This is a genomic window from Brotaphodocola sp. (assembly GCF_050873365.1).
Lineage (GTDB): Bacteria > Bacillota > Clostridia > Lachnospirales > Lachnospiraceae > Brotaphodocola.
The window spans coordinates 32557-46285 of sequence record NZ_JBNMIQ010000024.1; the positions used below are offsets into that span (position 1 = coordinate 32557).

13 protein-coding genes are annotated in these 13729 nt (G+C 49.9%); 2 read left to right on the forward strand and 11 right to left on the reverse strand.

Translation table 11 applies throughout. The features are described 5' to 3' along the window. Positions 1-31 precede the first annotated feature (31 nt). The 6 genes from ACR0QT_RS10990 to ACR0QT_RS11015 form a co-directional block, all read right to left on the reverse strand. Positions 32-1444 (reverse strand): oxaloacetate decarboxylase subunit alpha, encoded by a 1413-nt coding sequence (locus ACR0QT_RS10990; RefSeq protein WP_432630817.1) that lies wholly within the window; start codon positions 1442-1444, stop codon positions 32-34. Positions 1445-1549: 105 nt separating this feature from the next. Continuing rightward, complete coding sequence (locus tag ACR0QT_RS10995) at positions 1550-2698, reverse strand: sodium ion-translocating decarboxylase subunit beta (RefSeq protein WP_177977449.1); 1149 nt, start codon at positions 2696-2698, stop codon at positions 1550-1552. Positions 2699-2751: 53 nt separating this feature from the next. Beyond that, the gene (locus ACR0QT_RS11000; RefSeq protein WP_432630818.1) at positions 2752-3117 is read right to left on the reverse strand and encodes a biotin/lipoyl-containing protein; all 366 of its coding nucleotides are present in this window, start codon (positions 3115-3117) and stop codon (positions 2752-2754) included. Positions 3118-3188: 71 nt separating this feature from the next. Next, positions 3189-3983: an OadG family protein gene (locus tag ACR0QT_RS11005; protein ID WP_432630819.1), complete on the reverse strand. Its 795-nt coding sequence runs from the start codon at positions 3981-3983 to the stop codon at positions 3189-3191. 17 nt (positions 3984-4000) lie between these two features. Then, positions 4001-5455 carry an acyl-CoA carboxylase subunit beta gene (locus ACR0QT_RS11010; RefSeq protein WP_432630820.1) on the reverse strand — a complete coding sequence of 485 codons (1455 nt, stop codon included), beginning with the start codon at positions 5453-5455 and terminating at the stop codon, positions 4001-4003. A gap of 166 nt (positions 5456-5621) precedes the next feature. Then, positions 5622-6932: a D-alanyl-D-alanine carboxypeptidase family protein gene (locus tag ACR0QT_RS11015; protein ID WP_432630821.1), complete on the reverse strand. Its 1311-nt coding sequence runs from the start codon at positions 6930-6932 to the stop codon at positions 5622-5624. A gap of 263 nt (positions 6933-7195) precedes the next feature. Here ACR0QT_RS11015 and ACR0QT_RS11020 point away from each other — a divergent pair, with 263 nt between their 5' ends. Continuing rightward, on the forward strand, positions 7196-8287 hold the full coding sequence (locus ACR0QT_RS11020) for an RluA family pseudouridine synthase (RefSeq protein WP_432630822.1): 1092 nt from the start codon (positions 7196-7198) through the stop codon (positions 8285-8287). Here ACR0QT_RS11020 and ACR0QT_RS11025 read toward each other — a convergent pair. The 4 genes from ACR0QT_RS11025 to ACR0QT_RS11040 all read right to left on the reverse strand — a co-directional run bounded on the left by ACR0QT_RS11025 (position 8282) and on the right by ACR0QT_RS11040 (position 11988). Further along, positions 8282-9898 (reverse strand): RsmB/NOP family class I SAM-dependent RNA methyltransferase, encoded by a 1617-nt coding sequence (locus ACR0QT_RS11025; protein ID WP_432630823.1) that lies wholly within the window; start codon positions 9896-9898, stop codon positions 8282-8284. The two genes, ACR0QT_RS11020 and ACR0QT_RS11025, sit on opposite strands and share 6 nt — an antisense overlap. Before the next feature lie 108 nt (positions 9899-10006). Next, entirely contained in the window at positions 10007-10696 is a 690-nt protein-coding gene (locus tag ACR0QT_RS11030; protein ID WP_432630824.1) for a DUF6465 family protein, read from the reverse strand. A gap of 310 nt (positions 10697-11006) precedes the next feature. Continuing rightward, complete coding sequence (locus tag ACR0QT_RS11035; RefSeq protein ID WP_432630825.1) at positions 11007-11312, reverse strand: AzlD domain-containing protein; 306 nt, start codon at positions 11310-11312, stop codon at positions 11007-11009. Beyond that, positions 11302-11988: an AzlC family ABC transporter permease gene (locus ACR0QT_RS11040; RefSeq protein WP_432630826.1), complete on the reverse strand. Its 687-nt coding sequence runs from the start codon at positions 11986-11988 to the stop codon at positions 11302-11304. Before ACR0QT_RS11040 ends, ACR0QT_RS11035 begins: the two co-directional genes overlap by 11 nt. Before the next feature lie 497 nt (positions 11989-12485). Here ACR0QT_RS11040 and ACR0QT_RS11045 point away from each other — a divergent pair, with 497 nt between their 5' ends. Next, positions 12486-13421, forward strand: a complete 936-nt coding sequence (locus ACR0QT_RS11045) for a LysR family transcriptional regulator (protein ID WP_432630827.1) — start codon at positions 12486-12488, stop codon at positions 13419-13421. A gap of 75 nt (positions 13422-13496) precedes the next feature. Here ACR0QT_RS11045 and ACR0QT_RS11050 read toward each other — a convergent pair. Next, positions 13497-13729: hypothetical protein (locus ACR0QT_RS11050; protein ID WP_432630828.1), on the reverse strand; the 233-nt coding region annotated here is incomplete at its 5' end.

Here is a 13729-nt window from a genome sequence, read left to right on the forward strand (position 1 = left end):
TTCTCTTCCCTATCAATGATCAAATTTTTCTTTATACCGGATAAGCCTTGCTCTTGGTGTCAGCAACAGTCTGATCAACCTTGGTCTGCTGAGCCTCTCTGTACTTGAAGAACTCCTCAGCTACCTTCGGGAACAGAGCGTAGGACAGAACATCCTCATCCTGCTGTTTCCAGCGAGCGCACTCCTTCTCGAACTGCGGGAGCTGCGGCTTGATCAGATCTGCCGGACGGCAGGTGATCGGGGTCTCATCTCCGATGATCTTCTTCTGTACTTCCTTGTTAAACGGCTTTACCGTCTGACCGAACTCGCCAAGCATAATCTTCTTGGACTCCTTCGGAACGAGCTTGTAACGCTCGCCAGCGATGACGTTCATAACTGCCTGAGTTCCGACGATCTGAGAAGACGGGGTAACTAACGGCGGCTCACCGAAGTCTTTTCTTACTCTCGGGATCTCCTCAAGTACTTCCTGGTACTTGTCCTCCTTACCAGCTTCCTTCAGCTGACTTACAAGGTTGGACAGCATACCGCCCGGTACCTGATAACGCAGGGTCTTGATGTTTACACCAAGAACCTTCGGGTTCAGAAGACCACTCTTCAGCGCATCCTCACGGATCGGCTGGAAGTAGTCTGCGATCTCTGCGAGCTTCTCAAGATCAAGACCGGTGTCATACGGGGTTCCCTTGAGGGTCTCTACGAGAACCTCAGTTGCCGGCTGGCTGGTACCCATGGAAAGCGGAGACATAGCGGTATCGATGATGTCGCATCCTGCCTCTACTGCCTTTAAGTAGGTCATGGAAGCTACGCCAGAGGTGTAGTGGGTGTGCAGGTCGATCGGCAGGGTGGTGGATTCCTTGAGTGCGGAAACCAGCTCCTGTGCTGCGAACGGAGTCAGCAGACCAGCCATATCCTTGATACAGATGGAATCTGCGCCCATATCCTCAATTCTCTTAGCGATGTCTTTCCAGTAATCCAGGGTGTAAGCATCTCCCAGAGTATAGCAAAGTGCGATCTGAGCGTGTGCCTTCTCCTTGTTTGCTGCCTTTACAGCGGTCTGCAGGTTGCGCAGGTCGTTTAAGCAGTCGAAAATACGGATGATATCAATACCGTTTGCAACGGATTTCTGTACGAAGTACTCTACTACGTCATCTGCGTAGTGGTTGTATCCCAGAATGTTCTGTCCACGGAACAGCATCTGCAATTTCGTGTTCTTGAAGCCTGCTCTCAGCTTTCTCAGTCTCTCCCACGGATCTTCCTTCAGGAAACGCAGGGAGGCATCGAAGGTAGCTCCGCCCCAGCACTCTACTGCATGATAACCAACCTGATCCATCTTATCAATGATAGGAAGCATCTGCTCAGTCGTCATTCTGGTCGCAATTAAGGACTGGTGAGCGTCACGGAGAACGGTTTCCACAATCTTAACCGGCTTTTTCTGAATCTCTGCCATGATTTTTATTACCTCCAATTATAGTGGAAATTCCCCCGCCCCGAATGAGACGGGAAAATTCCCGGCAATTTTAGTTCAAGTCGACGCGAAGCGTCTCACTCAGATTTAAACTCCAAAGATAGCCATGAACGTACCTGCTGCTACGGCAGTACCGATAACACCTGCTACGTTCGGGCCCATCGCATGCATCAGAAGGAAGTTTGTCGGATCTGCCTCCGCACCAACTTTCTGAGATACACGGGCTGCCATCGGAACTGCGGATACACCTGCGGAACCGATCAGCGGATTTACCTTACCGCCGGTTACCTTGCACATGATCTTTCCGAATACAACACCTGCTGCGGTACCGAATGCGAATGCAATCAGTCCCAGAGCAACGATCTTTAAGGTATCAACCTTCAGGAATGCCTCTGCACTGGTGGTTGCACCAACAGAAGTTCCCAGAAGAATAACGACAATGTACATCAGTGCATTGCTTGCGGTCTCGGTCAGCTGTTTTACAACGCCGGACTCCTTGAACAGGTTACCTAACATCAGCATACCTACAAGCGGAGCCGTGGTCGGCAGAATCATACATACAACCGTCGTTACCACGATCGGGAACAGGATCTTCTCCAGCTTGGATACCGGACGAAGCTGTTCCATCTTGATTTTGCGCTCTTCCTCAGTCGTCAGCAGTTTCATGATCGGCGGCTGAATGATCGGAACGAGTGCCATGTAAGAGTATGCAGCTACTGCGATCGGTCCCATGTACTCAGTCTGTCCGAGCTTACCAGCAAGGAAGATAGAGGTCGGGCCGTCTGCACCACCGATGATGGAGATGGCAGCTGCTGCCTTGTCGTTGAATCCCATGAAAATGGCCATAAAGTATGCGCCATAAATACCGAACTGTGCTGCTGCACCCAGAAGGAAACTCTTCGGGTTTGCGATCAGCGGTCCGAAATCGGTCATGGCACCGACACCCATGAAGATCAGGGACGGAAGAATACTCCACTCATCCAGAATGTAGAAGTAGTGAAGCAGACCACCCACGCCATTGGATGTCTCGCTAGGATCTGCCATGATATCCGGGTAAATGTTTACCAGAAGCATACCGAAAGCAATCGGCACAAGAAGCAGAGGCTCAAATCCCCACTTGATTGCAAGATAGAGGAAGAAGAACGCAACTGCGATCATGATAAAGTTGCCGTATGTCAGGTTAAAAAACGCTGTCTGGTGAACAAGGTTTCCCATTGTTGTTGCTATATAATCCATGTTTATCCCTCCATATGCAACTTGCTCTTCAACAGAACCAAATTATAAAATAATTAGTTCAGAGTAGCAAGGGTTGCACCGGACTCGATTGCATCACCAGCAGATACATTGATGGTGGCAACGGTACCGTCCTGCGGAGCTACGATGTCGTTCTCCATCTTCATTGCTTCTACAACGAGGAGCACATCGCCCTTCTTTACTGCCTGACCAGCGCTTGCCTTTACAGACAGAACCTTGCCCGGCATCGGAGCGGTTACTTTTACAGAGCCCTCAGCGCCAGCCGGTGCTGCTGCCGGAGCCGGTGCTGCTGCTGGAGCGGAAGCTACCGGAGCTGCGGTCTGAGCTACGGAAACTGCTGCGCCATTCTCTACACTTACGGAATAAGTCTTTCCGTTTACGGTAATTGTATAGTTTCTCATATCAATTTTCCTCCTGTTTGTGCTGAAAACCCGCGCGGACATTTCTCTGTCCAAATGCGGAAATTAGGAAATTACCATCTGCGTTTGCTTCTGTTTGCATGACGGATGGAACGTGCTACGAGCTTGTCGTTGCTTACAACGGTCTCTGCCAGCTCGTCTTCCTCTGCTGCTGCAATCGCTGCTGCGATGACAACTGCAATCTCGTCCTCATCTGTGGTATCAGCTACCTGTACCGGTGCCTTTGCTACCGGAGCCGGTGCTGCCTCAGCCTGAGCGTCTTTCTTCTTTGCCATGTTGTTCTGAACAACATTGATGTACTTGAAGCAACCGATCAGCAGGCTGATGAAGATCAGAACGATGAATACGGTTCCCATACCCATCAGGGTGTTCATAGCAGCCTTCTGCATCTTCTCACCGGTCGTGTACTCCGGAGAGATCGAAATAGAGGTTACTTCCATCTGCTGTCCGTCCTCTGTGTAGAAGAACTTGAACTGTGCATTTCTCTTCTCGAAAGAAGCATTTACGATTCCGACATAAGAACCATCGGAAGACTCCTGAGCGTCAGAATCAAGGATCTCCACCAGACTTCCGGTGTCGTTCATGCTGTTAAGCCAGGAAGCAACTCCACCTGCGAGTCCCTCTTCCTTCTGCTTAATCAGATACTCCTGACTCTGTGCTCCGCTCTCCTTGTCCAGGCTGGTAATGCTCTGAACCAGCTGTTCTGAGGTCTGAGTGATATACGAAGCCATCTGCGGGTCAAGTGAGCTCTCATCCGCCTCGGTAGATGCGGAAGAACAAGCGGACAGGACAAAGAAGCAGGCCACCAGACACATTGCCAGTACCATTCGTTTTAAATATTGTTTCATATACCTGTCACCTCATTCTAAACCGTTCCATGCTTTCTGTCCGGACGATCCTCTCTCTTGGTAAACAACATCTCGAAAGCTGCGATCACGCGTTTTCTGGTGTCGCATGCCTCAATAATATCATCAACATAGCCTCTCTTAGCAGCAGAAACTGCGCTAGACTGAAGCTCGCGATACTCGTTTGCCTTCTCAGCGATCAGCTTTAAGCTGTCATCTGCCTTGGCAATCTCATCAGCATACATGATCTTAACTGCCTGCTCCGGATCCATCGTACCGATGACTGCGGTCGGCCATGCGTATACCATATCTGCGCCGATGGACTTGCTGTTCATCGTCAGATAAGCGGTACCAAATGCCTCGCCAGTTACAACGGTTACCTTCGGAACGCTTGCATTTGCAAATGCGTAGGTCAGACGACCTGCTGCCTTTGCGATCTTCTTCTCGGTGCACTTGCTTGCCTTGTAGCCCTTTACGTTTACAAGGGTCAGTACCGGGATGTTGAATGCATCACAGAAGGAGACAAACTTCTCAGCCTTCTCACATCCGCGTGCGCTGAGAACTGCATCGTACTCTGCCTCAACCTCGCCGTTCTCGCCGTATACAGCGGTACGGTTTGCTACACAACCTACGGTTGCGCCGTTTAAGCGGATGAATGCAGTTACCATGGACGGATCATATGCCTTCTTCACTTCCAGATAGAATCCGTTATCGGAAATCTTCTGAAGTGCCAGATCGGATGCGCCGACACAGTTTGCAAGATCTGCGCTGGTACGGTTTAAATCATCCTCGCAATCGGTGTAAGCCGTATTCTCCTCGTTGCTTGCCGGAAGAATCGAAACCAAAGTGCGGATCTGAGAAAGGATGGAATCCTCATCGCCGGTGAAGTCAACCAGTCCGGTATCCTCGCTCTGGAATGCTGCGCAGGAAGTATCGCACTTCTCTACACGGTTTCCGTCAAGAGCGTTCGGAGCGTTGACAAACAGCTTTGCCTTCTTGTCTTCCATGAAGATGAAGTCTGCCATTGCAGAAGAAACTGCCATACCGCCACCGCAGGTACCAAATACTGCGGAAATCTGCGGAACAACGCCGGAAGCCATTGCCTGGCTCAAATACATCTGGCCAAAACCGTCAAGTGCGTCAGTCGCTTCCTGAAGGCGAAGACCTGCACAGTCGATCAGACCGATTACCGGAGCTGCCATTTTCACTGCCATGGAATAGATTCTGGAAATTTTCTTTGCGTGCATCTCGCCGATGGAACCGCCCAGTACAGACGCATCCTGGCTGTACACATACACAAGGTTTCCATCGATGGTACCGTAACCGGTGATTACACCATCTTCAGGAGTTTCCCTGTCAGTCAGGTTAAAATCCGTGCTTCTTGCCGTTACGTAAGCACCGATCTCAACAAAACTGTTTTCATCAAGCAGGGCATTGATGCGCTTGCTTGCTGAAGTTTGTGCTGAATTACTCATTTTGCAATCCTCCATTTTAAATATTGTCACGATATGCTGTACCGCACGACCTTTCCTGGCAAAGCCCACAGCATATCGCTCTGTAAATCCAATTTCTGCCGATTTTAATTGTATAATGAGGAAGCGCAAAATTCAAGTTATTTTTTTCACTTTTTCGCTTTTCTTATCATTTTTTAAGATACATTCGCATATATTGATCGATTATGCTCCGAATGCAACGAAGAAGATTCCATTTTAATGCCTCCTCCTTCGCGCAGACCGCCTCGGTGCGGATCACTCTGCCGTCGAGAACATAGCGAACTTCCCCGACTTTATCCCCGATTTTGACCGGAGCATCAAGAACCTCCGGGATCTTGACCTCGCGGATCACGCGCTCGCCCTCCTGAAGCAAGAGATAAAGTGTCTGATCCTCTTTCGCGGTATCCGCATCCACCACCACGGTTTTTCCCTTCTCGGAACCATTTACCGGAATCCGGCACGGCTGAAATGGCTGATAACAGTCCTGATACGAAAAATTCTGTTTCCCGTATGAAAAAAGCATCCTCGCGTCCTCCCATTTCCAAGTGCGGTGCGGAGGCCATCCGCAACCGAGCAGAGCGATAAGAAAGGTTCTTCCCTCGCTCTCAAGCGCCGAGACGTAACAATACCCCGCTCCCCCGGTAAATCCGGTCTTTCCGGTCATCACGCCCTCCATCATCTGAAGAAATGCATTGTGATTCGCGCAGTAATAGGAATTCTCGCCTGACTGATCCGAAAACGTCCGGCTCGCACTTCTCGTGATCTTCAAAAATTCTTCTCTTTTCGGGGATTCCATAATGCAATAGCGCAAAATCCGTGCAAGATCGGTCGCCGTCGTGCTGTGCACATGCACCTCTCCACTCTCGTCCGTGTCCGTCGCATCAAGCCCATTTGGCGTCACAAAATGTGTATTCTCACACCCGATCGAGAGCGCCTTCCGGTTCATCTTCTCTGCAAACTCCTCGACGCTTCCGGCGATATGCTCCGCAATCGCGACTGCCGAATCATTGTGGGACTCAAGCATCAGCGAATACAGCAGATCTTCGAGTAGAAACTGCTGACCTGCGTGAACGCCGAGATGAACTTTCGGCTGGGATGCGGCATTCGCGGAGATCGTGCAGATATCCGAGAGTGCTCCCTGCTCGAGTGCGAGAATACAGGTCATGATCTTTGTCGTGCTCGCCATCGGGCGTGGGGTATCTGCGTCCTTCCCGTAGAGAACCCGCCCGCTGTCCCCGTCTAGGAGAACCGCGGAGAGGGAATGAAGGGAGAAGGAATCTGGCGAATCTGAGTGGTTGGGGGAATTCTGGGGCGTTTGTGCCACTGTCCTCGGCGTCGTTAAAAGCACCGGCGTGTAACGCGCGACCGGACACCACGCTTCGATCTCCTGCGCGCCCCAGATCGCAAACCCGATCGTCACGCCTGCCATCAGCGCATAAAGACTCGTCTGAATTTTCATCGTCTTCGACTCCTTTCTGAGATTCTGCACCCATCCGAAAAACATCTTCCAATCAGAATCTCAGCGTTATCACAACGTATTCTGGCTATTCTGCGGTTATTCTGCTATGATAAGAGAAAAACCAGAATAAAAAATGGGTAAGTGTGAAAGCACGAAACCGTTATACGTTATAAAACTGAACAGTTAAAAGATTACTGAACATTTGAAAGATGAAAGATTAATAAAAAGATCGATAAAAAGATTGATGAAAGGACTTTCCTGATATGAATAGACGAAGATTTCTTTTTTCCTGTACAAAGGCGGGACAGAGCGTCGAGGATCTCCTGCTTGAGAAGGGATTTTCCCGGCGACTTATCATCCGCGTAAAACTGCTCCCGGATGGTCTGTGCATCAACGGTGAAAAGGTTTATATCACTCACCGCCTGACCGAAGATGAGGTTCTGACGGTGACTCTGCCGGAAGAGACCGCTGACAGCAGTGTCGTCCCCGTTCCGATGGATCTTGAGATTCTGTTTGAGGATGAAGACCTGATGGTCATCAACAAAGCTCCCGGAGTCTCGATTCATCCGTCTCAGGGACATTTCTCAGACTCCCTCGCAAACGGCGTTGCCGGATACTTTGCACAGAAAGGAGAACCGTTCACCTGCCGGATTGTCAACCGTCTCGATCGCGACACGAGCGGACTTCTGATCTTTGCAAAAAATTCTCTCAGCAGTTGCATTCTCTCCGAGATGATCCGAAACCGGGAGATTCACCGGACTTATCTGGCGGGATGTTGTGGCAACCTCGCAGATCTTGCGACTTGCGCGCCGGAAGGGGTGACTGTCTCACCGCTTCCACCAACCTCACAGATAGGTCCCGATTCTGCGAAACCGGATTTTTTTGAGTCTTGCGAATATTGTGCGCCTTCCCAGTCTCACAATTTTTGCGGAGATTTTGCCAACGCGATGGTCTCCGGCACCATCGATGCTCCGATTGCGCGCGTCTGCGATTCGGTGATTGAGCGCGAGGTCAACGTGGAGCGCGGAGAGTCCGCCATCACCCACTTTGAACAGCTCGCCTATCTGGCAGAATTCGATCTCTCCGTCGTCAAACTCACGCTGGAGACCGGGCGGACGCACCAGATCCGTGTTCACATGAAATATGCCGGTCATCCCCTGCCCGGAGATTTTCTCTACAACCCGGATTTCCGGCTAATTGGCAGGCAGTGTCTTCACTCATGGAAGCTCTCGTTTGACCATCCGATCACAAAAAAACCGCTGTCATTTGCGACAGCGGTTCCAGCGGATATGCAGTTTATGAAAATTTGTGATACCCTACCGATAAAAGAGGGAGACACCCTCTCTGAGTTATAAGATGCGAAGTCCCTTCGGGTAATGATTTTTCAGGCTACCGCCGGTTGCCTTCGCCCAGCCGAGCGAGAACCCGTCTACACACACAAGCACCCATCCCTTCTCGGACGGATCGCACGGAAGCGTTCCACCTCCTAAATAGGTGCGGATCTCCTGACTGTCCGCCGGATAATCCACACTTCGGCGAACCTGATCCGGGCGGAGCGCAAGTGCCAGCGCATGAGCCGGTTCTAAGCGGTTCTTCTTGATTGTTCCAAGGTGAAGTCCCGGGCGAAGCACACGCAGTCCGGAAAGATCCGGCATTCCATCCGGAAGCTGGTAGAGCTGTTCTCCAAACAGAATTCGCGAAGAAGGATTCGCGCACGGGATCGGCTCTACAAGCGTCTCTTTTTCAAATTCCTGCCACAACGCAAGCTGTTCTCTGTCAATTCCTGCAGAGGAGGCATCGCGTTTTCTTCCCTTCTCTTTTTTCTTGTCCTTCTTTTGGCTCTTCTTTCCAATCTCTACGGCAAAATCGTTCTGAATCTGTGCGCCGATCCAATCGCCGGTTCGCTCTGCACTCTGATCGAATTCATCCAGATCCCCCTGCTGTCCCGACCCACCGGCTTTCTCAAGCAGTGCGAGGTAATGTCCCTCTCCCTCTGCCTTGTGAGGCCAAATTCGGAATGTATGCACAAGCTCCGGACATTCGATCTCGCTCCAGTCCGGGCGGGCACAGGAGATTCCCTCCGGAATCTCATTCTCCGAAAGTGCCACAATCGAGAACTCCGGATGACGGGAGAGGAAGTCTGCGATTCCCTGCTCATCCTCCTCCGGCGCAAACGTGCAGGTCGAATAAACCAACCGTCCACCCGGACGCAACATCGATCCCGCCTGATCAAGAATTCCCTGCTGACGCTCTGCACACATCTTGACATGAGCCGGACTCCACTGATTTCGCGCTTCCTCATCCTTTCGGAACATTCCCTCTCCGGAACATGGTGCGTCCACGACAATCCGGTCAAAAAATTCCGGGAAACGAAAAGCCAGATTCTCCGGCGGTTCATTCGTCACAACTGCATGGGCGATTCCCATGCGCTCGATATTCTGAGCCAGAATCTTCGCACGCGCCGAATGGATCTCATTGGAGACGAGAAGTCCTCTTCCCTGCATGCGATCCGCAAGATGCGTCGACTTTCCCCCCGGTGCTGCGCACAGATCAAGCACGCGCTCACCGGGTTTCGGATCTAAAACGGAGACCACCGCCATCGCACTCGGCTCCTGGATGTAATATGCTCCCGCCTCGTGGAGCGCAGATCTTCCCGGTCTTGACTCTGCCTCGTAATAAAAGCCCTCCCGACACCACGGAACCGGTTTAAGTCCAAATTTCTCCCGGTAACGCATCTGGTCTTCTTCCAGACTGCCTTTTCTCGTGTTAAAACGAAGTCCCTGCGAGCGCTCCTTCTCATAGCTTGCCTCGAATGCCTCCATCTCCGATCCAAGAAGACCTCTCATTCTCTCAAGAAAGGCTTCCGGAAGCTGAACCGTTGTTTTTTTTGTTGTAATCTTTGACGATGCTGTTTTCTCTATTATCTCTGTCTTCTCTGTCTTCTCTGTATTCTCTGTATTTTCCATTTTTCCACCTTTCAAAAAAGACCATAAACCTGATCGCTCAGATTCATGGTCTTCTCATTCCCGTTTATGCGTTGCACAAACCTGTCAAACCCGTCTTACTGACTTGCTTTACAGCTCTACACAGCAATCCGGAAGATCCTGTCCGTTTACTACATAGTAAGCAACCTGATTCTCCGGCTGTACATAGATCTCGATCGTCTTGATCTCATCACCCGGATGACCTGCCTTGTAATGAGCCTCAGCTCTTGCAAGGATATCTTTTGCCAAAACCTGCTTACCACTAAACTCGATGACAACCTTTGCCTCCGGAGCAGTTGCTTTCTTTGCTCTCGTGGTGGTCTTCTTCTCAGCAGTCTTTGCTGTGGTCTTCGTCGTCTTGGTTGCAGTCTTTGCCGTCGTCTTGGTGGTCTTCGTTGCCGGCTTCTTCTCAGCAGTCTTCTTCTCTGCTGCCGGTTTTCTGCCTCTCTTCGTTGCCGGCTTCTCTGCCTTCACTTCAACTTCCTTCTTTGCTTCTTCTGCTTTCTTTGCCTCTTCGAGTGCTTTTGCTGCCAGTTTCTCTACCATTTTTACCGCCTCATCCTTCTTATCTGTCAGAGCTTTCGTCTGATCTTTTGTTGTTGCAAGTTTTTTCGGATCTTCTTTCTTTGTGTCCAGTTTCTTCAGATCCTCTTTTTTCGTAGCGAGTTTCTTCGGGTCTTCCTTCTTTGTATCCAGCTTTTTCGGCGTCTCTTTCACGGTCTCAATCTTTAACGTCTCTGCCTTCTCTGCTGTCTTGGCATTTTTCATTTCTGCTGCCATACAAATCCTCCTCACCTGAAATCGGTATCATTTCCAAATTCTATGGCGTCGATCCTCTATCCATTCATTTGAATTTATTGAATCTATGATGTTCTAAACGAATCAATAGGGAATGACAAAATTTTATCCCGCCATATTTGAGGGAATTATAAATCCTTTTCCTTATTTTGTCAACTCTGCTGACATCTTCCACTCTGGATTCCTGTTTACGCGTTACTGTTCACGCGCACGTGCCCAGTAACGGATTTGGGGGGCAAAAAATCCCCAGACTCCTACCCGTGTACCGCAATCATCTGCGATCTGCTCCGCGTTACAGAATCATCTCTACAAGATAAACGACCAGACAGGCCCCGATCGATACGCGGAAGAGATTTCCATCCACCCACGCAAGGATCACCGCGGAAATCAGACCTGCGATGCCCGAGCGCACATCCCCGGTTGCTCTGAGGATTGCCGGAAATGTCATCACCGACAGACTCACATACGGAACATAGTACAGAAACGAGCGGATAAACTTGTTCTTAATCTCTTTTCTCAAAAGTGTCAGCGGAAGCGCACGCACCGCATAGATTGTTGCAAACATGACAAGAAGGCTCAGATAAATATTATGCTTCATGTTCGTCCTCCTCCTTTACCGGGAACAGAATTGCCGAGATTCCTGCAAGCAGAACCGTCAGAATAATCATCTGGAAACCGGACGAGATCTCTCTCAGCCCCGGTATCACAGAAAACAACGCGCTGGTGACCATCGATGCAATCACAACGCCTGCGACAATTTTACTCTTTTTCGATGCCGGAATCACAACGGCGAGGAACATTCCGTACAGAGCCACATTTAACGCATTCATCACCCGAAGCGGGAGAATCATGCCAATCACGGCTCCGAGAAAAGTTCCAAGCACCCATCCCGGTGCTGCAACGGATGCCGCACCGTACAAGTAGCACGGATTGAGCCGTCCCTCCACGGAAATCGAAATTCCAAATAATTCATCCGTCACTGCATACGCCATCAGCAGGCGATGATAGAAAGGTTTTCCACGCTCAATTTTCTGTGAGAGCGCACTCGACATCAGCAAATATCGCAGGTTGACAATCATTGTCGTCATTGCCATCTCCAGATAACCCGCTCCTCCCGCGATCATCTCAATCCCGGCAAACTGACCCGCAGATGCCAGCATCATCGCAGACATCAGCGAGGCCTGAATCGCAGAAAGTCCCGCTTTCTTCGATGCGATTCCCAGCGTAAATGCCACGGCAAAATAACCCATTGCAATCGGAAATCCATCTTTCATTCCCTTAAAAAACCAGGAACGACTATTCGATTGTACAGCTGTTGATTGTTTTTCTTTTTTTGAAGTTGCTTCTGAAATTGTTTCTGAAGTTTTCTTTGAAATGATTCCTGAATTTTCTGAATCGTTCATGATTCCCCCGCTTCCCCTCTTATCTAAATGTAAATGCATATTCGATCGATCATCCGATCTCAGACATTCAAAAATGCTGTGCCCTGACACAGGACAAACGTTTTGATCATACTATTTTCTCTTACAAAAGTCAACCTCACGGCTGTTTCTGAGTTGTTTCTGGGCTGTTTCTGAGTTGTTTCTGTCACTATTCACGTATTGCATAAATTGTAACTTTCTGCGGACGTTTCTGCGCCATTTTCATGACATTTTTCTCAAAATGCATTATACTTATACTCATACTGATACACATCAAGTCTTTGTAAGCGTCGACTTGAATAAACCAATTACAAACCATTACGAAAAAATAAAAGGAGATCTTTTCCGATATGACAAGCAAAGAACTTCTCTATGTAAAAACCGTCGCCGACGAGAAAAATATTTCTCGCGCGGCAAAAAAACTTTTTATGGCACAGCCTTCCTTAAGCCAGTCGATCCAGCGCATTGAGGAATCTGTCGGCACGCCTCTTTTCAACCGGACAAACAGTGGACTGACGCTGACATTTGCGGGCGAACGTTACTATCACATGGCAACTCAGGTACTCAAAATGTTTGAGGACTTTGAGCTTGAAATCAGCGACATCAACAACCTCAAGACCGGACGCATTCATCTCGGAATCACAAACCATCTCGGCACACTGATTCTCGCCCGCGTTCTCCCGCGTTTCCGCGAAATCTGTTCCCATGTGGAGCTCGATATCTGCGAGGAGAACTCTGTGCGCCTTGAAAAAATGCTTCTCTCCGGAGAACTTGATTTTGCGATCATGCACACCCCGCCTCAGCAACACGCACAGCCCCAGCTCCATTATGATATCATGAGCCGGGACCCGTTTGTGATTGCGCTCGCCCCCGACCATCCTCTCATAAAAGAAGCCTTTGAAAAGCCCGGCTATCCCTACCCGGTACTCGACCCGAAACTCTTGAAGGACGAACCATTTCTGATGCTCCACCGGGAACAGCGCATCCGTCAGATCACCGATGCCGTTCTTCTTAAGGCAGGAATTCCTCAGCCTCACTGCGTACTGACACTGAGAAATTTTGAGACTGCTCAGCTTTTGGCCGCTCAGGGCATGGGCGTCACCCTCGTCCCGCTTCAATACTCCCGCATTGCCTCCGCCGAGTACCGCCCTGCCTTTCTCTCGATCAATGAGCTTTACGGCGCTTACTGGGATCTGTGCATCGCCTCGCTCAACAATGGGTTTCTCTCAAAGGCAGATCAGCTCTTTATACGAATCGTGAAAGAGACCTGCGGAAACCTCAGTTAAAAACCAGGCTAACAGGGACATTTCCTGCTGATTTTTGCTTCGCCTCATTTTAGTTTTTGGTATCCAACTTGCATTTCATTTCAAGTCGACGCTCGCGGAGACTTGGCGCGTGATTTTGGTCAGCTCTGCTGACATCTTCCCATCAAAATCACTGCGCTTCTCCGTTCTACTGCGGTCGGTGCATAACAAGCGCCACTGGCGCTTTGCACCCTCGCGGAGCGTATAACTCAGAAGGGGATTGTCTCCCCTCCTGAGAAAGTTTGTGATACCCCCACCTATAGAGGAGGGGGACATCCACTCTGAGTTAT

What these genes read in the sequence shown, in the direction of transcription:
- ACR0QT_RS10990 (WP_432630817.1), bottom strand. Translation starts at nt 1,444, where the DNA reads ATGGCAGAGATTCAGAAAAAGCCGGTTAAGATTGTGGAAACCGTTCTC.
- ACR0QT_RS10995 (WP_177977449.1), bottom strand. Translation starts at nt 2,698, where the DNA reads ATGGATTATATAGCAACAACAATGGGAAACCTTGTTCACCAGACAGCG.
- ACR0QT_RS11000 (WP_432630818.1), bottom strand. Translation starts at nt 3,117, where the DNA reads ATGAGAAACTATACAATTACCGTAAACGGAAAGACTTATTCCGTAAGT.
- ACR0QT_RS11005 (WP_432630819.1), bottom strand. Translation starts at nt 3,983, where the DNA reads ATGAAACAATATTTAAAACGAATGGTACTGGCAATGTGTCTGGTGGCC.
- ACR0QT_RS11010 (WP_432630820.1), bottom strand. Translation starts at nt 5,455, where the DNA reads ATGAGTAATTCAGCACAAACTTCAGCAAGCAAGCGCATCAATGCCCTG.
- ACR0QT_RS11015 (WP_432630821.1), bottom strand. Translation starts at nt 6,932, where the DNA reads ATGAAAATTCAGACGAGTCTTTATGCGCTGATGGCAGGCGTGACGATC.
- ACR0QT_RS11020 (WP_432630822.1), top strand. Translation starts at nt 7,196, where the DNA reads ATGAATAGACGAAGATTTCTTTTTTCCTGTACAAAGGCGGGACAGAGC.
- ACR0QT_RS11025 (WP_432630823.1), bottom strand. Translation starts at nt 9,898, where the DNA reads ATGGAAAATACAGAGAATACAGAGAAGACAGAGAAGACAGAGATAATA.
- ACR0QT_RS11030 (WP_432630824.1), bottom strand. Translation starts at nt 10,696, where the DNA reads ATGGCAGCAGAAATGAAAAATGCCAAGACAGCAGAGAAGGCAGAGACG.
- ACR0QT_RS11035 (WP_432630825.1), bottom strand. Translation starts at nt 11,312, where the DNA reads ATGAAGCATAATATTTATCTGAGCCTTCTTGTCATGTTTGCAACAATC.
- ACR0QT_RS11040 (WP_432630826.1), bottom strand. Translation starts at nt 11,988, where the DNA reads ATGAAAGATGGATTTCCGATTGCAATGGGTTATTTTGCCGTGGCATTT.
- ACR0QT_RS11045 (WP_432630827.1), top strand. Translation starts at nt 12,486, where the DNA reads ATGACAAGCAAAGAACTTCTCTATGTAAAAACCGTCGCCGACGAGAAA.